The sequence below is a fragment of the Faecalibaculum rodentium genome (assembly GCF_001564455.1).
Classification (GTDB): Bacteria; Bacillota_I; Bacilli_A; order Erysipelotrichales; family Erysipelotrichaceae; genus Faecalibaculum; species Faecalibaculum rodentium.
This window is the reverse complement of sequence record NZ_CP011391.1, coordinates 2,326,866-2,349,440: the sequence shown is the minus strand read 5'-3', so window position 1 is coordinate 2,349,440 and position 22,575 is coordinate 2,326,866. Positions and strand designations below refer to the sequence as shown.

Genomic DNA, 22,575 nt, shown 5'->3' with positions numbered 1-22,575 from the left:
GAGGAAGCCACTGCTCCCTGTCCCGAAAGAGGCCGGGAAGGAGTGAGGCTTCCTTTTGTTTGTGTTTCAGCAGTGTGGCTGCCTGCAACCATGCAGCCTGCGGGTGCCGCCCAGCATCGGCATGGAACTGACAGGGAATGCTTCCTGCCGGCATCGTCATGAGACGGGCGAAAGAACTCCACGCAGGCCGCTGCCATCATCGGCAGGAAACCGGTCTGCAGTCTGAACCGGAGCTTACCCGAACTTTTCACGGCGTTTCGTGGACTCGATCATGGCTTCCTTCATGCCCTGTCGGTCGCCATTGGCGAGCATATCGCGGAACTGCTGCACGGCCGCGAGAAACTGGTCGGTTTCATCCAGCAGGATCTCCCGGTTGAGCAGGAACAGCTCCGGCCACATGTTTTCGTTGATCCTGGCAATCCGCGTGAGATCCCGGAAGGAGTCCCCGGTGTACTGCACCAGGTGACTGTTTTCGTGGGTGTTCATGAGAGACACCGCAATGACGTGCGTGAGCTGCGACAGAAACCCGATCATGCGGTCGTGGCTCTCGGGATCCAGTTCGGAGATCGTGCCGCACCCCAGTTCCCGGGCCAGACCCTGGACAAAGCGCACGGATTCGTGTGTGTTGCGGTCCGTGGGAATGATCAGGAAATTGGCTCCGTCGAAGATCTTCGGATCGGAGTACCGGATGCCCTGGCTTTCGCGCCCGCACATCGGGTGGATCGACAGCAGCTCGCAATCCGGACGCATCAGATCCTGCAGGGGGCCGGTGATGCCGGTTTTCACGCCGGAGATCTCCAGCACAAGGGTTCCGGGGTTCAGGTGGTGCTGATGATCACGGAGCCAGGGCTCGATTTTCGTCGGGTACAGGCAGAAAATCACCACGTCGCACTGCGGCAGCAGCATAGCGGGATCCTGGCTCCCTTCGTCGATGATGCCATGGTCCTGTGCATACTGCAGGGTATCGGCATCCAGGTCCATGCCATAGACGGTATACCCCAGCTGACGCAGCCGGGCCGCGAAGCTGCCCCCCATCACGCCCAGGCCCACGATGCCGAAGGTGCAGCGGCTGCCCGCCCATTTGGGATGCAGGTTGGGGTGCAGGGCAGGTGTCATTTCGGGTACCGTCATTTCAGGACCTCCGTTTTCAGGACCGCCGTCATGTCCTGAAAGAAATCCGGCCAGGACTTGGTCACGGCTTCTGTTCCTTCAATCACCGAAGGAGAGCCCGCCACCCAGCCAAACACCGCCATGGCCATGACGATGCGGTGGTCGTTGTGTCCGTCGATCGTCACCGGCTGGTCCAGGCGGTACCCGGACCGGCCCTGAATCACGATGGTGTCCTCTGTGCTCGAGATATCCACGCCCCATTTCCGGAGTTCGGCCTCCATGGCGGCGATGCGGTCGCTTTCCTTGATGCGCAGGCGCCCGGCATTGCGGATGACGGATTGCCCGGGAATGAAGGATGCCAGCACACAAAGGGCAGGTCCCAGGTCCGGGCATGGGCCCAGGTCCACATCCAGGGGTTTCAGCCCGGCCATCGGGTGGCGGACGATCAGCGTGTCATTCTCCCAGCGCACATCCACCCCTGCCTGGCGCAGGATGTCTTCGATGACCTTGTCTCCCTGCAGAGAGTGCGGGTTGAGTCCTTCCAGGACCACGGATCCTTTCAGGGCCCCCAGGACGGCGGGAAACGCCGCCTGGGACCAGTCGCCTTCCACCTGCACGTCCCGGGGCAGGTATGACTGCCCGCCGGGAATCACATAGCCGTGATCCGTGGGCTGGTTCACGGTGATCCCGAAGGTCTGCAGAGCGGATACGGTCATGGTGACATAGTCCCGGGATTCATAGGGCGGCAGGACCGCGAGTTCCGTGGTGCCCTGCATGAGGCCGGCTGCAAAGAGCAGACCGGAGATGAACTGCGAGCTTACATTGCCCGGAATCTCGAAGAGACCCGGCTGCAGGGGTCCCTGGACCAGGATCTGTCCGTCTCCCTGGTCAAAGCGCAGTCCCTGTTCGAGAAACAGATTGGCGTAGACCCCCATGGGGCGTTCCATGAGGCGTCCGCGTCCCGTGAACACAGCCGGGGCTGCACTGAGGGCAGCGCAGGGGATCATGAAGCGCAGCGTGCTGCCGGATTCATTACAGTCCAGCGTTGCAGGCTCTGTCCGGCAAACGGGATTGCAGCCTGCAATCTCGAGCACCGGGAAGTCTCCGGTCACACGGGCGCCCAGCGCCTTCAGGCACTGGAGGGTGGCCTGCATGTCTTTGGAGTCCCGGAGTCCGGCGACCCGGCTGGTACCGTCTGCGAGACCCGCACAGATCATGAGCCGGTGGGCCATGGACTTGGAGGGCGGCAGCTGGATGCGGCCCTCCACCCGGCAGGGGGTGATGGTCTGTTTCATGCCTGCTCCTTTCGCGCCTGGTCTGCTGTGGGGCTGATGGCTGTCTCAGAGCGGGCGGCAGCATCGCCGGACTCGTGTTCACGGGCCAGGTTCGTGTCAAACCGGTCCCTGGTATCCATCATCGGCACGCCGGCATCCTGGCCGAGCTTCAGCTGGGCATCCCGCACCATGAGCAGGTCCAGGAGCCCGAAGGCAACGGCGGATTCGATCACGATCCGTGCGCGGTGAATGATGCAGGGATCGTGGCGGCCCGTGATCTGCAGCTTTACGGCTTTTCCTGTCAGGAAATCCACCGAGTCCTGCACCTTGTAGATCGAGGGCGTGGGCTTCACCGCTGTGTGGATGATCACCGGCATGCCGTTGGTGAGTCCGCCGTTGAGTCCGCCATTGCGGTTGGTGGCCGTGATGATGCCCCCAGGGAGAGCGGGGTCGGGAATGATGGGGTCGTTTGCCTGGGAGCCATACAGTCTCGCCAGGGCGAAGCCGTCCCCGAAGGATACCCCCTTGACGGCAGGCACCGAAAACAGCAGGTGGGCCAGTTCGGATTCCACGGAATCAAAGAACGGGTCGCCGATCCCTGCGGGAAGTCCCGTTACCACAGTCTCGAGGACACCGCCGACAGAATCTCCCTGTGATGCCGCTTCTTCGATCAGACTGTGCATATCAGCCGATTTCTGCGGATCCAGGACCCCGAACTCCAGGCTCTGTGCCAGCGCGATGTCCTCATCGAGGTGTGCGAAATCAAAGTCCCGGTCGCGGATCTTGTGCAGCTGTTCAATATGGGAGGCAATCTGAATCCCGTGATTCGCCAGCACCTGCCGGCAGATGGAACCCGCCGCCACAAGCCCGGCCGTGATCCGTCCCGAGAAGTGGCCGCCGCCACGGTAATCCTGGCAGCCGTTGTAGCGGGCGAACGCCGCGAGATCCGCATGACCCGGCCGCAGACGGTACTTCAGCTGGTCGTAATCCGCCGGGCGCTGGACCTTGTTTTCGATCATCAGCGTCACGGCGGTCCCGGCTGTCCGGCCTTCAAACACCCCGGAAAGCACCTGCACCTGATCCGGTTCGTGGCGCTGGGTGGAGATGCGTCCCTTTGCCCGGCGCCGATCCATGTCCTGCTCCAGCCGGTCCATGTCCACCGGCAGTCCCGCAGGCAGGCCGGTCAGTACCGCGCCGATGGCGCGGCCGTGGCTTTCCCCGAAAATCGTGAGCTTCAGCAGCGTTCCGAAGGTGTCACTCATGGGCCGCCTCCGTGTGTTCGCCGGCAGCTGCCTGTTTCCGGGCCTCGATGCGTCGGCGCACCTCATCAAAGGGGACCCGGGACAGCCGGCCTTTTCCGGCTTCTGCCACCGTGACGATGGTGATGTGGGCATCGCCGGTTTTCTTGTCGTGCCGGATGTAGTCCATCAGCACATCGGTTTCCGGTACCGGGATCTCAGGCAGCCCGAGCTTTTGCTTCAGCCCGGCCACTCTTGCCCGCAGGGTGTCGTCCTCCAGCATGAAATCCATGCCTGCCGCCACGCATTCTCCATGCAGCCAGGCATCCAGCCCCCAGGCTCCTTCCATGGCGTGGCCGACGGTGTGCCCGAAGTTCAGCAGCGCCCGACGCCCCTGTTCCTTTTCGTCTTCCTCCACGATCATCCGCTTGAGATCCACACTCCGGGCAATGATTTCATCCACCGGCAAAGGATCCTGCTCGAAGAGATCCACCAGCCCGGGATCCAGGATCAGGCCCATTTTCAGGGCCTCCGCCAGACCTGCGGCAATCTGCCTGTCATCGAGCGTGGAGAGGACATCCGGGTCAATGATCACGGCCTTCGGCTGCCAGAATGCGCCAATGATGTTTTTCAGCGACCCCAGGTCCACGGCTGTCTTCCCGCCGACAGAGGAATCCACCTGGGAGAGTACAGTGGTGGGGATGTTGTAGAAGTCGATGCCCCGCATGTAGACCGCTGCGCAGAATCCCGCCAGGTCTCCGCAGACACCGCCACCGACAGCCACCACGGCGTCTTTGCGCGTCATGCCGGCTTCAGCCATCTGTTCGAGTACCTGCTGCATCGTGGCCAGGTTCTTGGATCCCTCGCCATGGGGAATCGTCACCACGAAGGACCCCGGCAGGGTGTCCTTCACCGTATTCACCCATTTGGCGGGAATCCCGTCATCTGTGACGATGCATGTCCGCCGATGGACGGGAATCCGCTGGCCGGCGGCTGTCAGCGATCCGCGTTCTATATATATAGGGTAGCCATGCCCCGGAAGGTTTACGTTCAGTTTCATGTCATTCACCTCGTGAGAATCATATCATGAGATTTCTGAAAATCTTTTCACTCCCTGAAAAAGTGCGTTATGATAGGGCGAGGAGCGCCGATGAACACCCCGGTTCAGCCGGCGTCGCCGGAAGTCAGGAGGATGCCGATGAACCGCACACAGGACACAGCAGCCCAAAGCTGCGCCAAACCCGGAAAGCCGCTGACGCTGGATGAGGCGCGGACGGAAATCGACCGGATCGACCGACAGCTGGCAGAATTATACCAGCAGCGCATGCAGGCGGTGGAGGCCGTGGCGGACTACAAGAAGGAGTACAATCTTCCGGTGCTGCAGCCCGACCGGGAGAAAGCGATGCTGGAGCGGGAAGCCGGCTATGTTGCTTCTCCATACCGCGAGAGCTGGCTGCGGCTGCTGCGGGAGATCCTGGCCCTGAGCCGGGAACATCAGCAGCGGAAAATCCACCAGGATGTGGTGGCTTACCAGGGCATGCAGGGAGCCTTCTCTCATATGGCGAGCAAAACCCGGTTCCCGGGTGCCCGGCTGCAGAACCATCCCACGTTCGAGGATGTGATCCAGGCTGTGCTGACAGGACAGGCAGACTGCGGGGTGATCCCCTTTGAAAACACCAATTCCGGTCTTGTCGGCGAGGTCCTGGACCTGCTGGCGCAGTATCCGGTCTATATCCGGGAAGTCATCGACCAGCCGGTCGAGCAGTGTCTGCTGGGGACAAAGGATGCCACGCTGAAGGACGTGCAGTGGGTATACTCCAAGGATCAGGCCCTCGCCCAGGCCCGGAGGTTTCTCGAAGAACTCGGGGCCCAGCCAGTGCCTTATCCCAATACGGCCATGGCCGCAAAGTACATCGCGGATGCCGGTGACAAGACCCGTGCCGCGATCGGCGCCCGGGAAAATGCGGAGCTGTATGACCTGAAGGTACTGTCCACACACATCATGGAGAACGCGAACAATACCACGCGCTTCCTGGTGATCGGCCGGGAACCGAACACAGAGGGCAGCCGGTTTTCCATGATCGTGACGGTGAAAAATGAAGTGGGTGCCCTGGGGCGGATCATTGAAACGATTTCCGGAGCCGGCATGGACATGTGTTCCATCCAGTCCCGCCCCCGCAGGCCCTATCCCTTTGAATACTATTTCTATATCGAACTGGCGGACTTTTGCGACCAGGCACAGATCCGGACGCTGCTTGCCGGTCTGGAAGCCGTCTGCGGGCGGATCAAGCCGCTGGGACCCTACAACAGGCAGGAAGCCCCGAAGGATCCGGAAGAAAAGGAGACATGCTGAAGATGACCAATTTTGTAAAAGACAGTGTCAGCCAGACACCCATCGTGGATACGGTGTTTGCGATCGTGAACAAAGCCAAAGAGGCAAAGAAGACATATGGAGAAGATGCCGTGACGGATGCGACCATCGGCTCTCTGTATACCGAAGCCGGCGAACTGGCGGCTCTGGACTGCGTGTTTGACAGCCTGAAGAACCTGGACAACAAGGTCCTGGCTTCCTACGCCGCGGGATTCACCGGCAACCCGGACTTCCGGCAGAAAGTCATCGACTGGGTCCTGGACGGAAACAGCCGCCTGTACAAGGAAGTCATTGCGACACCCGGCGGCACCGGGGCGGTGGCCATGACCATCCAGGAGTGCCTGGATCCGGGCCAGACAGTGGTTCTGCCGGAAATCGCCTGGGGGTCCTACAACCTCATGGCCCAGATGAACAACCTGGAAGTCGCAAAATATTCCCTGTTTGACGACGACCGTTTCAACATGGACTCCTTCCGGGAGGTATGCACAAAAACCATGGAGAAGCAGGACAAGCTGGTGGTGGTGATCAACGATCCCTGCCACAACCCCACAGGCTATTCCATGACCCGCGAAGAGTGGGAGGAAGTCATCGCATTCCTCAACGGGTGCTCAAAGAAGTGCCCTGTGGTCCTGCTCAATGACATTGCCTACATAGATTTTGCCTTTGGCCAGAAAGAGGCAAAGAAGTATTTCTCGGTCTTTGACGACATCTCCGACAATATGGCTGTCGTTGTTGCCTTCTCCCTCTCCAAGTCCATGACCAGCTACGGCATGCGGTGTGGTGCGGCGATCCTCATGGCGAAGAACCCGGAGATCGTGAACCAGCTCAAGACCGTGTTCGAGAAAGACGCCCGCGCCACCTGGAGCAATGTGAACAACGGTGCCATGGCGATGTTTGTGGATGTGCTCGACAACCGCCTGGAGGACTATGATGCCGAGCGGCAGAAGTATGTCGCCCTTCTGAAGGAACGAAGCGAGATCTTCCGGAACGAAGCCGATGCAGCGGGCCTCGCGTACTATCCCTACCGGGAGGGATTCTTTGTGACCCTGTCCATGGACAATGACCTCCGGGACCGGTATCATGAGGCGCTGATGGAGAACAACATTTTCACCGTGAAGGTCAACAAGGGCATCCGCGTGGCAATCTGCTCCATGCCTGTGTCCAAAGTGAAGGGGCTGGCCGGACACATGAAGGAAATCCTGGACGAAGTCCAGGGTGCCTGAGCCGCAGCGGTTTGGCTGTCTGTTCAGCGGCGGAAACAATGGTCAACGAACAGGGCAGTTTGCCCTGTTTCTCATTTTCCGGTCATTTGACTTGGCGCAGTCAAAATCCGCAAAGCCGAAGCATGCCAAATGTGTTAGAATATAAAAAAATGAAAGTGGTTGCAAATCTGCAATGAGGAACAGAACCATGAAAAAGCGTGCGGGGGTATTGTGCCCGTTGTTTTCGGTTCCCGCCAACCAGGGGATCGGAGACCTGGGACAGAAGACAATTCGAATGATTGATGCGGTGGCGGCTGCCGGATTCAGCATCTGGCAGATCCTGCCGCTCAAGATGACCGGGATGACTCATTCTCCCTACCAGACATTGTCCAGCTTTGCGGGCGATCCCATATACATCAACATTGACAGGCTGGCAGAGATGGGACTGCTGACACAGTCATCCATCGTGAACTGCAACAAATTCAAGGACTATGTCAGCTACGACGAAGTCCGGCAGTTCAAGGAGCCCTATTTCCGTCGGGCGTTCCGGAATTTCAAGAAGCGCTATGAAGAGTTCCGGAAAGAGTTCGAGGAATTTGAAGAAGAGGCGTTCTGGCTCAAGGACTGGGCTGTGTACAGCCTGTTCAAGGGGATGTACGATCTCAGGGCCTGGACGGAATGGGAAGAAGAGTACCGGGACTGGCCCCTGGATCCCACGAACATCGAACTGGATGACTACCAGGATGAAATCCTGTATCACAAATTTCTCCAGTGGCTGTTCGACCGCCAGCTGCGCGAAGTGGCTGCCCATGCCAGGGAAAAGGGGCTGGCGCTCATGGGAGATATCCAGTTCTATCCTGCCTACGATTCAGCCGACATCTGGGCCGACCGGGCTCAGTACATGGTGGAGCCCGATGGCAGAATGATCTATGAAGCCGGTCTGGCGCCTGATGAGGAGCACCCCGAGGGCCAGAAGTGGGGGATGCCCACCTACGATTTCGCGAAACAGAAAAAGAACGGGTTCCGGGTCTGGCGCCAGCGTATCGCGTGGATGGCGCGGTATTTTGACATCATCCGCATCGGCCATTTCCGTGCAATGGACACCTACTGGCGGATTCCGGCAGGAAAACCGGCCAGAGACGGCAAGTGGATCCTGGGCCCCCGCGGACCGCTCATGGAAGCCATCCTTGAATCCGCAGACGGCCGTGAGATCGTGGCGGAAGACCTGGGGATGCCAAGACCCGAAGTGGCGGAGCTGCGGGACAGCTACAATGTGCAGGGCATGGATGTCCTCCAGTACCGGATGGATACCAAGGCACTGAAAAAACCGGACAAGCCCAACAGTTTCCTGTACACAGGCAACCACGACAATGCCGCGCTCGAGGAACAGTATTCGGGATTTGACCAGAACAGGCGGATCGGACTGCGCCGGTTCTTCAAGAAACGCGGCTACAACCTCCGGGCTTTCCATGACATGGTCTGCAAATATGTCCTGGATTCAGAGGCCGAAACGGTGATCCTGCCCATTCAGGACATCTGCGGCTACAAAGGGAAAACCAGGGTGAATGTACCGGGGTCCGACGATCCCGATAACTGGACCTGGAAACTGAAGGACTTCAAGACCTTCCCCCAGGACCTGATGAAAATGAAACCATGGATCGAAGAATCCGGGCGGCTGCCAGAGTAAAGGCAGCCGCCTTTTTCGCGGGAAGACAGCAAATGGATGCGGAAACCGGCCGTAACCGCATTCAGCCCCCTGCCCCGGGCACCCGGGGCGGAATTACTGCAGCTGCTCTATATAATGGAGACAGGAAGAGAGAAGCTTCCTGTCAAGGAGGTCGTATCAATGACATCGAATCTTACCGCCGGTACACGCATCGGCTATATCCTCATGGGCATCATTTCCTGCGTTGCAGGTGTCTGGATGTTCCTGTACCCCGGCCTGAACACACCGACCCTGGGCATGGTCCTGGGTGCCATGTTCGTGGGCTACGGCATCGTGGAAATCATTTCTTATTTTTCCTCCGGTGCCTTCCGTTCCATTTTCCGCTACAGCCTGATCATGGGCATTGTCCTGATCGTGCTTGGCATCGTGATGTTCACCAACCTTGTGGGGACGATGAACTTCCTCGGCATTCTCCTGGGAGTTGTCCTGCTGATCGGCGCCGGCCTGCGGATCTGGTTCTCCTTTGAAGCGAAAGCCATTGGCGTGTCCAGCTGGTGGGCCATTCTGATCCTGGGTATCCTGCAGCTTGTCGTTGCCTGCATGTTCCTCTTCAACCCCAGCCAGAGCGGAGAACTGCTTACGGTATACGTCGGAGCGCTGTTCCTTTCCCAGGGCCTGATGGATCTTTCCATTGGCATCTTCGCCGCATAGCCGGCAAAACCACTTCCCATACAACCAGACCTGCCGGACTCTCCGGCGGGTTTTTTGTGCGACGGGCCGATGATGGCCGGGAGGGGCAGGAAAGAAGAGGCAATCGGGATTCGTGAGAGGGGTATTTGCATTAATTGGCAGGAAGAATAAATAAAATGCAAAAAAGTGCATAAATGGGATTGCACTTCTGTGAGGATGTGGTATTATAAGTGAGCCGCAAGTGATTTAGATAAATCAACAGATCGCAACACAGAAAAGAATAAAAAGTTCAAAAAATGTGTTGACAGACTCTTGCGGATGAGTTAAGATATAAGAGTGCTCAGGACAGACAGGCGTCCTTGACAGGACGCCTGCTGACCTGAGAGTATTAACAGGCTTGTGACTTCAGATGAGGTCTCAGGCAAAACAGGAAAGTGACCTGGCTGAGATGCTCCCGCTTCGGGACATCTCAGCGGGGATACGACGCTCTTTGAAAACTGGACAGGAAAAACGAAGTAAATACAAGACGATACAACGTCGATTCTTTGAACCTGAAAAACAATCATGAACACAAGACGCAAAGCGTCTGAGTACAGATCAAATGGAGAGTTTGATCCTGGCTCAGGATGAACGCTGGCGGCATGCCTAATACATGCAAGTCGAACGAGAGACCTTCGGGTCTCTAGTGGCGAACGGGTGAGTAACACGTAGGGAACCTGCCCGCGCACCGGGAATACGCTCTGGAAACGGAGAACAAATCCCGATGTACAGGAAGGAGGCATCTTCTTTCTGTGAAACATCCTTTCGGGGATGGGGCGCGGATGGACCTGCGGTGCATTAGTTGGTTGGCGGGGTAAAGGCCCACCAAGACGATGATGCATAGCCGGCCTGAGAGGGCGGACGGCCACATTGGGACTGAGACACGGCCCAGACTCCTGCGGGAGGCAGCAGTAGGGAATTTTCGTCAATGGGCGCAAGCCTGAACGAGCGATGCCGCGTGAGTGAAGAAGGCCTTCGGGTCGTAAAGCTCTGTTGCGGGGGAAAAAAGGCAGCATCAGGAAATGGGTGCTGACTGATGGTGCCCCGCCAGAAAGTCACGGCTAACTACGTGCCAGCAGCCGCGGTAATACGTAGGTGGCGAGCGTTATCCGGAATGATTGGGCGTAAAGGGTGCGCAGGCGGTCCTGCAAGTCTGGAGTGAAACGCATGAGCTCAACTCATGCATGGCTTTGGAAACTGGAGGACTGGAGAGCAGGAGAGGGCGGTGGAACTCCATGTGTAGCGGTAAAATGCGTAGATATATGGAAGAACACCAGTGGCGAAGGCGGCCGCCTGGCCTGTTGCTGACGCTGAGGCACGAAAGCGTGGGGAGCAAATAGGATTAGATACCCTAGTAGTCCACGCCGTAAACGATGAGGACCAAGTGTTGGGGGTGAAACCTCAGTGCTGAAGTTAACGCAGTGAGTCCTCCGCCTGGGGAGTATGCACGCAAGTGTGAAACTCAAAGGAATTGACGGGGGCCCGCACAAGCGGTGGAGTATGTGGTTTAATTCGAAGCAACGCGAAGAACCTTACCAGGCCTTGACATGGGATGCGAAGATGCAGAGATGCATCGGAGGTCAACATCCACACAGGTGGTGCATGGTTGTCGTCAGCTCGTGTCGTGAGATGTTGGGTCAAGTCCCGCAACGAGCGCAACCCTTGTGGCATGTTGCTAACAGGAAAAGCTGAGGACTCATGCCAGACTGCCGGTGACAAACCGGAGGAAGGCGGGGATGACGTCAAATCATCATGCCCCTTATGGCCTGGGCTACACACGTACTACAATGGCGGCTACAAAGAGCAGCGAGACAGGGATGTCGAGCGAATCTCATAAAAGCCGTCCCAGTTCGGATTGGAGGCTGCAACCCGCCTCCATGAAGTTGGAATCGCTAGTAATCGCGGATCAGCATGCCGCGGTGAATACGTTCCCGGGCCTTGTACACACCGCCCGTCAAACCATGGGAGTCGGTAATGCCCGAAGCCGGTGGCATGACCTCATAAGAGGAGTGAGCCGTCGAAGGCAGGATCGATGACTGGGGTTAAGTCGTAACAAGGTATCCCTACGGGAACGTGGGGATGGATCACCTCCTTTCTAAGGAGAAAGTACAGGGGAAAAGGAAAAGAACAGAGTGGTTCCTGTCCGGTTTTGGAAGAGTGTCTTCCAGGTCGATCTTTGAAAACCGTACAACGATATGAAAGACAACAGAAGGTCTGAAGTAAAGTTGTGGAGAAAACAGAAGAAACTGAGAGAAAGAAAAGAACAGTGAAGAAACAGTTCTGAGAAAATATCTCGAAGAAAGCACGAAAACGTTTGAGAGAATCAGATCAAGCAAGGAAGGGCGCAGGGAGGATGCCTGGCCACACTGTACTGAAGAAGGACGTGCCAAACAGCGAAATGCGACGGTGAGCCGTAAGGAGGCAAAGACCCGTCGGTGTCCGAATGGGGGAACCCGGCAGCCAGAAGGCTGTCATCCCGAAAGGGAGAGGTACCCGGGGAACTGAAACATCTAAGTACCCGGAGGAAAAGAAAACAACAGTGATTCCCCGAGTAGCGGCGAGCGAAAGGGGAGAAAGCCCAAACCGGAGAGATCCGGGGTAGTAGGACCGTCAAAAGAGTGCGAAAGACACAGCAGAATGTACAGGGAAGTACAGCCAGAGAGAGTGAAAGCCTCGTAAGCGAAGTGTGTGACGCATGAGACGGGATCCTGAGTACGGCGGGACACGAGAAATCTTGTCGGAAGCAGGCGGGACCATCCGCCAAGGCAAAATATACAGTGTGAGCGATAGAGAACGAGTACCGTGAGGGAAAGGTGAAAAGAACCGCGGGAGCGGAGTGAAAGAGAACCTGAAACCGTGTGCCTAAAAGAAGTCAGAGCCCGTCAAAGGGTGATGGCGTGCCTTTTGTAGAATGAACCGGCGAGTTGTTCCATGGTGCGAGGTTAAGTCGGAAAGGACGGAGCCGAAGCGAAAGCGAGTCTTAAGAGGGCGGGAAGAGTAGTATGGAGCAGACCCGAAACCGGGTGATCTAGCCATGGGCAGGTTGAAGCAGAAGTGAAATTCTGTGGAGGACCGAACCGACTACCGTTGAAAAGTTAGCGGATGACCTGTGGCTAGGGGAGAAATTCCAATCGAACCCGGAGATAGCTGGTTCTCCCCGAAATAGCTTTAGGGCTAGCGTCGGAGGATGACAGACGGAGGTAGAGCACTGAACGCATGATGGCCCCATCCCGGGGTACTGAATGCGATCAAACTGCGAATGCCGACTGGGAGGAATCCGGCAGTGAGACTGTGGGTGATAAGGTCCATGGTCGAGAGGGAAAGAGCCCAGACCGCCAGCAAAGGTCCCAAAATACTGGCTAAGTGGAAAAGGATGTGGGGACGCACGGACAGCTAGGAGGTTGGCTCAGAAGCAGCCATCCTTGAAAGAGTGCGTAACAGCTCACTAGTCGAGTGGCCCTGCGCCGAAAATGTACCGGGGCTTAAGCCAGGTACCGAAGCTGCGGATGTATATGGAAGTATATGTGGTAGGGGAGCGTTGCATGCAGGAAGAAGTATGACGGAGACGGCATATGGACAGCATGGAAGAGAGAATGCCGGTGTGAGTAGCGAGATGCAGGTGAGAATCCTGCACACCGAAAGCCCAAGGATTCCAGGGGAAGGTTCGTCCGCCCTGGGTAAGTCGGGACCTAACGTGAGGCCGAAAGGCGCAGCGGATGGAAAGCAGGCGGAGATTCCTGCACCCGTATATGGAGCGAAGGAGTGACGGAGAAGGCAGATGCGACCCTCTTACTGGATTGAGGGCCAAGCGAAGCAGGTGGTATCCAGGCAAATCCGGATACGGAAACCAGAGCGTGACGGGTAAGCGAAAGCGGAAGCGAGTAGCGAAGCGCATCGAGTCAGCTTCCAGGAAAAGCTTCTAGTGGAAATGCATATACGGCCCGTACCAAAACCGACACAGGTGGGCGCGCAGAGGATGCGAAGGTGAGCGAGAGAACTGTTGCCAAGGAACTCGGCAAAATGGCCCCGTACGTTCGCAAGAAGGGGCGCTCGAAAGAGCCGCAGTGAAAAGGCCCAAGCGACTGTTTAACTAAAACACAGCTCCCTGCGAAGCCGCAAGGCGAAGTATAGGGGGTGACACCTGCCCGGTGCTGGAAGGTTAAGGCAAGCTGTGAACCGCGAGGTGAAGCAGTGACCCGAAGCCCCAGTGAACGGCGGCCGTAACTATAACGGTCCTAAGGTAGCGAAATTCCTTGTCAGGTAAGTTCTGACCCGCACGAAAGGTGTAACGATTTGGGCGCTGTCTCGGCAGCAGACTCGGTGAAATCTTAGTACCTGTGAAAATGCAGGTTACCCGCAACTAGACGGAAAGACCCCATGGAGCTTTACTGCAGCCTGGTATTGGGTCCTGGACAGCCATGTACAGGATAGGTGGGAGACTTAGAAGCGAGTACGCAAGTATTGGTGGAGTCGCCGGTGGGATACCACTCCTGGATGTATGGGGCCCTAACCCGTGTGCCGAGAGGGACAGGGGAGAGTGCCAGGCGGGCAGTTTGACTGGGGCGGTCGCCTCCCAAAGAGTAACGGAGGCGCCCAAAGGTACGCTCAGGTTGGATGGGAACCAACTGAAGAGTGCAAATGCAGAAGCGTGCCTGACTGCGACAGAGACAACTGGAGCAGGGACGAAAGTCGGGATTAGTGATCCGGCGGTGCCGAATGGAAGGGCCGTCGCTCAACGGATAAAAGCTACCCTGGGGATAACAGGCTGATCTCGCCCAAGAGTTCACATCGACGGCGAGGTTTGGCACCTCGATGTCGGCTCATCGCATCCTGGAGCTGGATTCGGTTCCAAGGGTTGGGCTGTCCGCCCATTAAAGCGGTACGCGAGCTGGGTTCAGAACGTCGTGAGACAGTTCGGTCCCTATCTGTTGTGGGCGTCGGAGATCTGAGGGAAGCTGTCCTCAGTACGAGAGGACCGGGATGGACCTGCCGCTGGTGCACCAGTTATCATGCCAATGGTAGAGCTGGGTAGCCAAGCAGGGAACGGATAAGAGCTGAAAGCATCTAAGCACGAAGCCGGACCCAAGACGAGATCTCCCATTCTGAAAGAGAAGTAAGACCCCTTGAAGACTACGAGGTGGATAGACCAGGGATGGAAGTGCAGAGATGCATGGAGTTGACTGGCACTAATCGGTCGAGGACTTGATCTAAGAAAGAAGCCCGCAGCTTTGCGGAAGACAGGAAACGAAAGACATATCGTGTATGGTTTTCAGGGAGCGACCAAAAGACAGGATTCCACAGAAAGTATTAAGGATTCCGCCGGTTTCTCAGGGAGCCGGTTTTTTTTAGTATCTCTATGTTGTTATCAAAGTGAAAGGAACGGTGGCATTCCCGGCCACCTGGAACTGGATATGAGAGTATATTGTGGCAAACTTACTGTGTTCTTTTTTCCGGCACTGATTCTGATGGGCTGTGCCATTTCCCCGGGAGCAGATTCGGCCGGGATGTATCCCCTGGATGATTTTCCGGAATCTTTCTGTCCAGAAAGCTCAATCGAAAAACTGCACAGACCCGATCCCGGCCGCATGGTCCCGCTGGATGATTTTGAAGAATATTTCGGTTCCTGACTGCATCTTTACAGGTGGCTTTTGTAACTTGCCCGACTGCCAGGATTCGGCATCCGGGTTCTTTTTTCATGATTCTGCACAATTCTGTCACCTGTCATGCTTTTGAATCGTGTTACAGGTGAAGGAACCTTCAAATACAATTCAGACTGCAGCCGGCATAATCAGCAGAACCGGTGCGACAGGGGGAAAGAGAACATGAGACTGCCAGTGGAGTATGTGGTGCCGAAATACCAGACCAACCTGTATCAGGCGGCGTTCGCCATCCTGCAGGATGTTGCAGATGCCCAGGATGCTGTTCAGATGGTATTCATCAAATACCACAGACTGAATCTGGACTACGAAAATGAGGATCATATCCGCAGATGGCTGTTTCGATCGGCACTGAATCAGGCAAAGGATATACGAAGGTCATTCTGGCGGAAAAACCGGACGGAACTGACAGACGGTGTACATCAGACAGCTGCACTGTACCAGGATCCATTGGACAGGCATCTGTTCGAATCCGTCAGCCGCCTCCCCGAGAAATATCGCGTCATGCTGCAGCTGTTTTACTACGAAGAATTCAGTATCCGTGAAATTGCGGAAGTCACCGCCCTGAGCGAAGCAGCGGTGAAAAAGAGACTGTCCCGCGGCCGGGAAATGCTGCGGGAAATGCTGGAAAAGGAGGGATCTGGAGATGTCTGAAAACGAAAAACTCCAAAGAGAACGGGAAACTTATCAGCGTGTATTCTCAAAGATCCAGATTCCGGAACCGGTGGATGTGGAAACAATCATGAAAGAAAACAGAAGGGGGACAGGAATGAATTTCTGGCAGAAACATGCAGCGGCCCTGGGGGCTGCTCTGGTGATTGCCGGGTCCACAGGTGTGGCCTATGCGGCAGATCTGGGCGGGATCCGGACGACAGTGAATGTCTGGCTGCACGGAGAACACACGCAGCTGGATGCAGTGCCCAACGGTACCGGCGGGTATGAGTTCTATGAGACTGGCAGCGATGAATCCATCGGCGGAGGCGGCGGGGTCTGGATCGACGAAAACGGTGTGGAGCATGCAGCCAGTGCCCAGGAAGTGGCGGAAAACCTTGCTTCTCCTGTGGAGGTGCGGGAAGACGGCACTGTCTGGCTGTCGGTGAATGAGCAGACCTGGGATATCACGGACTATGTACAGTCTGGCAAGGCGGAAAACTTCCATGCCGGAAGCAGGTATTTCCGGGTTCTGGTGGAAGGGACCGGCGTTCAGACACAGACCAGTGACAGGCCGGAACCGGGGATCGCGTACATCGAACTGGACTAGACCAGTCAGAGAGAAACTGCTGATAACAGACTGCCCGGAGACCTGTCCGGGCAGTTTTTGTTCCAGATGTCACATGACAGGATGGTGATGTCGGACTTCAGGGCCTGTGCACAGCCAGGCTCCGGGAAGTCAGGGATATGCCCCGGCAAACAGGTGTTTGCAGGGGAGCGGAACCGTGGATGGAATACGGATAGATGACATAACCGTGACAAATATATGAAATAAATGTGAATCATACTGAGTTGATATCTTATATGTTGCGCATAAAATACTTGAATCTATGTTTATGGTTCTATACAATGAGCCGGAACACAAAAGCCGGACTCCTGGAAACCGCTGTATTGTTGTCAGGTCTGCACGGTTTTAGAAAGGAGACACAATGGAAAACAACAGAGATACCATCAGCCGGCGGGCGAAGACCATCCTGGTCCCCATGCTGGCCAAAGCCGGATACAGTGTGACAACGGAAGTGAAGGACGATGACAGAAGCCAGGGCAGAGACCTGGAAACCCGGCTGATCATTCATACAAAAGGGTCCGGGTTTGTAATCCGGTTTGTTGTGACGGCTCTGCTCGGCGCGCCGGCTTCCAAAATCGACAGGGCACTGAAGCGATGTGCGAGGGAATACCTGGAGGACATTGTGCCCTGTCACAAAAACGAAGCCGCCCTGAACAGCCTGGCAGACTATGAGACCATCAGACACCGGATATTCATCCGCCTCCAGGATCCGGATCTGCATCCGGAGTTCAAGGAAGGCTTTCCGGCCAGACTGGTCATGGATTCCCAGATGCTCGCGGTCTACCGCGTGGCGATGAACGAACAGGCTGGCCAGAATCTTGTGTCAGCCGCCATCAGCACTGACACTCTGAAGCTCTGGCAGATTACAGAAGAACAGCTCTGGGAGCAGGCACTGGAGAATCTGAAGAGAGAACAGCCCACATTCATTCATACACTCCATGTGGCGACATCCCCCAACCTCCGTCACCCGCGTCTCAATCTTCTTCTTCGGCCAGGTGTGGGACGGCTGGATCCCGCAGCGACGTATCTGCTGTGTTCCGGTCCTGTGGACAGGGGAAGGGTGGCACTGAACGGAGCCAGGGCTGTTCTGAATGATTCGACACTGGAAAAGATTGGCAGACTGCTGGGGGAAGATTACTTCATTCTTCCGTCTTCCATCCATGAGGTCATGATCACCGGAACCAGTCCGTTTGTTTCACTGGAGAAAGGTGCCCGGGCCATGAAGCTGACAGTGGCAGATGCCAATGCCCATACGGTGAACGAAAAGGACCTGCTGAGTTACAAAGTCTTCCGGTACGACCGGCGGAAAAAAGAGATCGTCCGGGCTGCCTGAACCGGCTTTCGTCAGGATTTCCACTCGGGTTTTCCCAAAGCGGATCGCCAAAGCTCTGTCGGAAGGACAGGCTGCATTCTGTCTATGAGATACAATGAAACAGAACTTTTCTGAAAGGAATGATCTCATGTCGAGCCGATTCAGCCTCTGGCTTCATGCATATACCTATGAACTGGGATGGCGTGCCCTGTCCTCCCTCGTTTTCTGGCCTCTGGCCAGGCGGATGATTCACCAGCTGCCCGGAATGCTGGTTGTGGCTTTGGCAGCTGTCTTCCTGGGGCTCTGGGAGCTGACCGGCCTGTTCACTCTGTTTGCAAAGGGGTATTCTCCGCTTCAGTCCCTCATCCGGGTCCTGAAAGTCTGCGGGACGCTGATGGATCCCCGGTCCTGGAAATGGCCTGGAGCTGCAATGCTCCTGATGCCGCTTCTGTTTGCCGGGACGATCCCCCTGCTCGGACAGGGGCTGCAGTCAGCACTGCTGGGAAACGGTATCCGGGGAATCGGCGCCCTCGTTCTGCTGTATCTGCTGGTTTCGGTGCTCCTGGCGTGGCCGGCGCTTGTCTCGCTGCCCGGACTTGCAGCGTTTCTGGAGAAGGGACGCCCTGATCCTGGCCACCGTCACCTCAATCCGCTGGCTGCGTTCGTGATTGCCCTGGTGCTGGCAGTCCTGGAAACCGCAGTGGCGCTGCTTGTGCGGACAGGCTGCGAAATCCTTTACACAGCTCCGCCTGCCGTCACCGCCGTCAACTGGCTGCTGCTGCCTGCCTGGCAGATCTCTTCCATGGCGCTGCCTGTACTCCTCGGTTCAGGAATGCTGGCTGCCGGGACTCTGGGACTGTCCAGGACCGTGCAGCGTTCGCCTGCCGCAGCTGTCCTGGGTGTTGCAGTATCGATCGTGATCTGCCTGTCTGTGGCATGGCCCGACAGGCCGCTGATGGACCGGGATGCCGGAATCAAACCGGTGGTGGTGGCCCACAGAGGGTATGCCCATGGGGTTACGGAAAACACTCTCGAAAGTTTTCGGGCTGCCCACGAGGCCGGAGCCGGGGTGGCGGAACTGGATGTCTACCAGAGTGCAGATGGCGGCCTGTATGTGAGTCATGATCAGTCACTGGAACGTGTCACCGGCACCGCTCTCGATCTGGAACAGGCGTCGGCGCAGGAAATCAAAGCCCTTCGCACGAAGGATGGACAGGCGGTGCCTGCACTGAAAGACGTGCTGACGTACGCGAAAGAGTCTGACCTTCACCTGGTCATAGAAATCAAGTCCACATCCAGAGCCGTGGATACAGCCCGCAAAACGGCTGAAATGATCCGGGAGACGGGCATGGGAGAGCAGTGCTCCATTGCGGGGTTCCGGCACAGTGTGCTCGCTGCAGCCCGGGAGGTGGATCCGTCCATGGGCACGGAGCTTCTGCTGAATTTCGCCATCAGCGATGTGACGTCACTGGCAGACGTGGACATTTATTCTGTACAGGCGGGAGCCATCACGCCGGAGATGATTGCACAGGTCCACCAGGCAGGAAAGCGGATCTACGCCTGGACAGTGAATGATCCAAGACAGATGGAAGTCCTCCTGGCGATGGGTGTGGACGGACTAACCACAGATGATACGCCAGCGGCTGTGCAGGCGATAGCGGACTGTGAAGAGAGGGTTGGGCAGTAAAGAGGCTGCAGGGCGGGAATGATTTTTCTGTTCCTGCAGCCTTTTCTGCGTCTGAATCGTTGTATAGGTGAAGGACCTTCAAAGACTGCTGATATGAAACTGTCTGTGGAAATGCTGATACCGGAGTATCAGGACAATTTATACAAAGCGGCGCTGGCTGTGCTGCGGGATCCGGCGGACAGCCAGGATGCCGTTCAGCTGACGTTCATCAAATACTGCCAGAGTGACCTGGATTTCAGAGACCGGGAATATATCCGGAAATGGCTGTTCAGGACTGTCCTGAATCAGTCGAAGGATATTCGCCGGGCTTTCTGGCGGCGGTCACGGACGGCTCTGGATGAATCGGTTGCGGCTCCGGAATTCCGGTCACAGATCAGTCAGGAGCTGTATGAAGCCGTGAGCAGTCTGCCGTCAAAATACAGAGTGACGCTGCAGCTGTACTATTATGAGGACTTCTCGATTCGGGAAATCGCGCAGCTGACTGGTCAGAGTGAAACGGCTGTCAAGACCAGACTGTCCAGGGGCCGCGGTTCTGTTTGGCAGCACCGGCGCAGCCTATGCAGCCGATCTTGGAGGAATCTGCACCACCGTGACCCTGTGGCTGGATGGCAAGGCGCAGGAGGCGGAGATGGAGAAAGTGGACGACAGCACCTGGGTCATCCGGGAAAAGGGAACACCGGAGAGCAAGTATACCGTCAAACGCAGCGAAGGCGGGGCCTTCATTGACGAGGAAGGCGTGAACTACAGACTGGATACCCAGGATGTGGCGGATACCCTGGCTGAAAACATCACAAAGGACGAAAAAGGCAGACTCTGGCTTTCTTTCCAGGTTAAAAAAGCCGATGTGACAGACAGCTTCGACGAAAATGACCGGGCCTTCGTTCAGCTGGGTGGCCGGTATTTCGAGCTGAAAAAAACCGCTGACGGATGCGAATGGTCATCTTATGACGATCCGCAGGAAGGCGTTGACTACCAGGATCTGAACTGACTGAAAAAGACAGCTCCATGCCGCACGCAAAAGGCTCCGGCAGACCGGGGTCTTTTTCAGGGAAAGCCGGGGACAGGGGAAAAGACAGGAAAGAACGGCGTTCTTTATGGGACCGAAACCGTTTACATGTATCCTGAAACCCGGCACCTATGCTAGAATGTTGCCATCATTGCTTAAGAAGCAGAAAGGAAATTCTCTTATGAATCGTAAAGTCACACTGCTGTGCACAGCAGCCGCCTGCATGGGCCTGGCTGCCTGCGGCAACGGAGGCGGCAGCAACGCAGAAGCCGGCACTGCCGAAGGCGGAAAGACCATCACCATCGCCAAGGAAAACGACGTTGTTTCCCTGAACTCGATCCTGGCCATTGACCAGAAATCCTTTGACGTGATCGGCATGTTCACCGAAGGCCTCATGACACTGGATGCGGACAACAACATCATTCCCGCCATTGCCGAAAGCTACGAACTGAGTGACGACCAGCTGACCTACACCTTCAAGCTGCGGGATGCAAAATGGAGCAACGGCGAAGCCGTGAAGGCACAGGACTTTGTCTTTGCCTGGAACGAACTGGCACACAATGACGAAGCGGAGTACTCCTACCTCGTGACGGATGACGGTGCCTGCATCAAGAACGGCAACGAAATCGTGTACGACGGCAAGGACGACCTGGACCTGGGCGTGACGGCCAAAGACGACAAGACACTGGTGGTGGAACTCGACAAGAAGAGCCCGCAGTTCCTGTCCCTGATGGTGTTCCCTTCCTTCTATCCCATCAACGAGGAATTCTATAAGGAAAAGGACGACCAGTATGGCCTGGCGGTGGAAAACCTGCTGGCCAACGGACCGTACAAAGTCGTGGAATGGACCAAGGGCAACTCTGTCAAGGTGGCAAAGAACGCCGACTACTGGGATGCAGGCAATGTCAAGGTGGACAACATCATAGTCAACGCGGTTCCTGACTTCTCCACATCTGCACTGGATTTTGAGAACGGAAACACCGACTGGACGCAGCTGAACTCCACGCTGATCGACCGCTACAAGGACAACGAAGCCTTCAAGGAAGAACCCGAGTCCTGCCTGTGGTATCTCCAGTACAACTATGACAACAAGGACCTCGCCAACAAAAACCTGCGCAAGGCCATCAGCACAGTGGTGGACCGCAAGGACCTGGTGGAAAACGTCCTGAAGGATGGCTCCACGGTCCTGACGGGATTTGTGCCGGCCGGCTTCACGACCGGGCCTGACGGCAAGGACTACCGCGAAACCGCAGACTCTCCGGAAGCACTGGCAGGCGACGACGCAGTGAAGGCGGCCCAGGAATATCTGGACAAGGCCCTCAAGGAACTGGGAAAAGATGAAGTGACCCTGACCCTGCTCTGTGACTCCTCCGACCCGGCGAAGCCCGTGGCAGAATACATCCAGGCCTGCACATCGAAACTCAAGGGCCTGAACATCGAACTGCTGCCGCAGGAAAAAGCCAACCGTCTGGCGAAGATGAAAGACCACGATTTTGATATCGTCCTTACGGGCTGGATTCCCGATTTCTCGGATCCCACCGCTTTCCTGGGCCTCATGACAGAAGGCAATGCCTACAACTATGGCAGCTATGTCAGTGAAGCCTATGATGCGAAACTCGCCGAAGCGGCAGACGCTGCAACGCCTGAAGAGCGCTGGACCCTGCTGCAGGAAGCAGAACAGATCCTTCTGGATGACGAAGCCGTGTCCGGCATCTACCAGATGGGCGGCGCCGTGCTCCAGAACCCGAAGGTGACGGGTATCGACCACCACGTATTCGGTGTCTCCAACCTCTACAAAAACGCAGACGTGGCTGAATAGCACCGGACTGCAGGGCATAGACCACAAAGGGCAGCTCCCATACAGGCGGGCTGCCCTTTTCTCTCGCCTCACGATGCACGTGGAACGGACACAGGAGGCCGGATCCGTCGATCTGGACCGCCATTCCGGCCCTTGGGACATGCTGCCGATCATCGGCAGGCAAACCAGATGTGACGCCCGGTGCCGGGTTTGTCTGTTCGCAGGCGTTGTACTGCATCATGCCAG

15 protein-coding genes, 2 rRNA genes and 1 pseudogene are annotated in these 22,575 nt (G+C 56.7%); 14 read left to right on the top strand and 4 right to left on the bottom strand.

Annotated elements, in window-relative coordinates:
• Positions 1 to 234: 234 nt before the first annotated feature.
• From aalo17_RS11435 to aroB, 4 genes are read right to left on the bottom strand one after another with little or no spacing between them, the layout of a single operon-like run.
• The gene (locus aalo17_RS11435) at positions 235 to 1,131 is read right to left on the bottom strand and encodes a prephenate dehydrogenase (protein WP_236940479.1); all 897 of its coding nucleotides are present in this window, start codon (positions 1,129 to 1,131) and stop codon (positions 235 to 237) included.
• The gene (gene aroA, locus aalo17_RS11430) at positions 1,128 to 2,405 is read right to left on the bottom strand and encodes a 3-phosphoshikimate 1-carboxyvinyltransferase (protein WP_067559689.1); all 1,278 of its coding nucleotides are present in this window, start codon (positions 2,403 to 2,405) and stop codon (positions 1,128 to 1,130) included. The genes aalo17_RS11435 and aroA overlap by 4 nt, the downstream gene beginning before the upstream one ends.
• Positions 2,402 to 3,646: a chorismate synthase gene (gene aroC / locus aalo17_RS11425; protein WP_082743410.1), complete on the bottom strand. Its 1,245-nt coding sequence runs from the start codon at positions 3,644 to 3,646 to the stop codon at positions 2,402 to 2,404. The genes aroA and aroC overlap by 4 nt, the downstream gene beginning before the upstream one ends.
• Positions 3,639 to 4,682: a 3-dehydroquinate synthase gene (gene aroB, locus aalo17_RS11420; protein ID WP_067559686.1), complete on the bottom strand. Its 1,044-nt coding sequence runs from the start codon at positions 4,680 to 4,682 to the stop codon at positions 3,639 to 3,641. The genes aroC and aroB overlap by 8 nt, the downstream gene beginning before the upstream one ends.
• A gap of 138 nt (positions 4,683 to 4,820) precedes the next feature.
• Between aroB and aalo17_RS11415 the strand changes: the two genes are divergently transcribed.
• From aalo17_RS11415 to aalo17_RS11350, 14 genes and pseudogenes are all read left to right on the top strand, one after another.
• On the top strand, positions 4,821 to 5,975 hold the full coding sequence (locus aalo17_RS11415; RefSeq protein ID WP_067559683.1) for a bifunctional chorismate mutase/prephenate dehydratase: 1,155 nt from the start codon (positions 4,821 to 4,823) through the stop codon (positions 5,973 to 5,975).
• A 2-nt stretch (positions 5,976 to 5,977) separates the two neighbouring features.
• Positions 5,978 to 7,216, top strand: coding sequence for a pyridoxal phosphate-dependent aminotransferase (locus aalo17_RS11410; RefSeq protein ID WP_067560264.1), 1,239 nt, complete (start codon positions 5,978 to 5,980; stop codon positions 7,214 to 7,216).
• Positions 7,217 to 7,403: 187 nt separating this feature from the next.
• Positions 7,404 to 8,882, top strand: a complete 1,479-nt coding sequence (gene malQ / locus aalo17_RS11405; protein WP_067559680.1) for a 4-alpha-glucanotransferase — start codon at positions 7,404 to 7,406, stop codon at positions 8,880 to 8,882.
• 159 nt (positions 8,883 to 9,041) lie between these two features.
• Positions 9,042 to 9,572: an HdeD family acid-resistance protein gene (locus tag aalo17_RS11400; RefSeq protein WP_067559677.1), complete on the top strand. Its 531-nt coding sequence runs from the start codon at positions 9,042 to 9,044 to the stop codon at positions 9,570 to 9,572.
• Positions 9,573 to 10,149: 577 nt separating this feature from the next.
• Positions 10,150 to 11,685 (top strand): 16S ribosomal RNA (locus aalo17_RS11395).
• 231 nt (positions 11,686 to 11,916) lie between these two features.
• Positions 11,917 to 14,800 (top strand): 23S ribosomal RNA (locus aalo17_RS11390).
• The 16S and 23S rRNA genes sit together here, the layout of an rRNA operon.
• A gap of 48 nt (positions 14,801 to 14,848) precedes the next feature.
• The gene (locus aalo17_RS12710) at positions 14,849 to 15,217 is read left to right on the top strand and encodes a hypothetical protein (RefSeq protein ID WP_145907714.1); all 369 of its coding nucleotides are present in this window, start codon (positions 14,849 to 14,851) and stop codon (positions 15,215 to 15,217) included.
• A gap of 195 nt (positions 15,218 to 15,412) precedes the next feature.
• Complete coding sequence (locus aalo17_RS11380; RefSeq protein WP_067559671.1) at positions 15,413 to 15,901, top strand: RNA polymerase sigma factor; 489 nt, start codon at positions 15,413 to 15,415, stop codon at positions 15,899 to 15,901.
• Positions 15,894 to 16,508, top strand: a complete 615-nt coding sequence (locus aalo17_RS11375) for a hypothetical protein (protein ID WP_067559668.1) — start codon at positions 15,894 to 15,896, stop codon at positions 16,506 to 16,508. Before aalo17_RS11380 ends, aalo17_RS11375 begins: the two co-directional genes overlap by 8 nt.
• A gap of 379 nt (positions 16,509 to 16,887) precedes the next feature.
• Entirely contained in the window at positions 16,888 to 17,859 is a 972-nt protein-coding gene (locus tag aalo17_RS11370) for a DUF5688 family protein (protein WP_067559665.1), read from the top strand.
• A gap of 127 nt (positions 17,860 to 17,986) precedes the next feature.
• The gene (locus aalo17_RS11365) at positions 17,987 to 19,525 is read left to right on the top strand and encodes a glycerophosphodiester phosphodiesterase (RefSeq protein ID WP_067559662.1); all 1,539 of its coding nucleotides are present in this window, start codon (positions 17,987 to 17,989) and stop codon (positions 19,523 to 19,525) included.
• 18 nt (positions 19,526 to 19,543) lie between these two features.
• Positions 19,544 to 19,996, top strand: a pseudogene (locus aalo17_RS13385) (RNA polymerase sigma factor); the annotation flags it as partial.
• A gap of 19 nt (positions 19,997 to 20,015) precedes the next feature.
• Positions 20,016 to 20,513 (top strand): hypothetical protein, encoded by a 498-nt coding sequence (locus aalo17_RS11355; RefSeq protein WP_236940478.1) that lies wholly within the window; start codon positions 20,016 to 20,018, stop codon positions 20,511 to 20,513.
• Positions 20,514 to 20,712: 199 nt separating this feature from the next.
• On the top strand, positions 20,713 to 22,350 hold the full coding sequence (locus aalo17_RS11350) for a peptide ABC transporter substrate-binding protein (protein WP_067559653.1): 1,638 nt from the start codon (positions 20,713 to 20,715) through the stop codon (positions 22,348 to 22,350).
• The last annotated feature ends 225 nt before the right edge of the window (positions 22,351 to 22,575 follow it).

Bases quoted from the DNA above. Each gene is read 5' to 3' on its own strand.
- aalo17_RS11370 (WP_067559665.1), top strand. From the start codon at position 16,888: ATGGAAAACAACAGAGATACCATCAGCCGGCGGGCGAAGACCATCCTG.
- aalo17_RS11350 (WP_067559653.1), top strand. From the start codon at position 20,713: ATGAATCGTAAAGTCACACTGCTGTGCACAGCAGCCGCCTGCATGGGC.
- aalo17_RS11365 (WP_067559662.1), top strand. From the start codon at position 17,987: ATGTCGAGCCGATTCAGCCTCTGGCTTCATGCATATACCTATGAACTG.
- aalo17_RS11410 (WP_067560264.1), top strand. From the start codon at position 5,978: ATGACCAATTTTGTAAAAGACAGTGTCAGCCAGACACCCATCGTGGAT.
- aroC (WP_082743410.1), bottom strand. From the start codon at position 3,646: ATGAGTGACACCTTCGGAACGCTGCTGAAGCTCACGATTTTCGGGGAA.
- aalo17_RS11380 (WP_067559671.1), top strand. From the start codon at position 15,413: ATGAGACTGCCAGTGGAGTATGTGGTGCCGAAATACCAGACCAACCTG.
- aalo17_RS11375 (WP_067559668.1), top strand. From the start codon at position 15,894: ATGTCTGAAAACGAAAAACTCCAAAGAGAACGGGAAACTTATCAGCGT.
- aroB (WP_067559686.1), bottom strand. From the start codon at position 4,682: ATGAAACTGAACGTAAACCTTCCGGGGCATGGCTACCCTATATATATA.
- aalo17_RS11415 (WP_067559683.1), top strand. From the start codon at position 4,821: ATGAACCGCACACAGGACACAGCAGCCCAAAGCTGCGCCAAACCCGGA.
- aalo17_RS11435 (WP_236940479.1), bottom strand. From the start codon at position 1,131: ATGACGGTACCCGAAATGACACCTGCCCTGCACCCCAACCTGCATCCC.
- aalo17_RS11400 (WP_067559677.1), top strand. From the start codon at position 9,042: ATGACATCGAATCTTACCGCCGGTACACGCATCGGCTATATCCTCATG.
- aroA (WP_067559689.1), bottom strand. From the start codon at position 2,405: ATGAAACAGACCATCACCCCCTGCCGGGTGGAGGGCCGCATCCAGCTG.
- malQ (WP_067559680.1), top strand. From the start codon at position 7,404: ATGAAAAAGCGTGCGGGGGTATTGTGCCCGTTGTTTTCGGTTCCCGCC.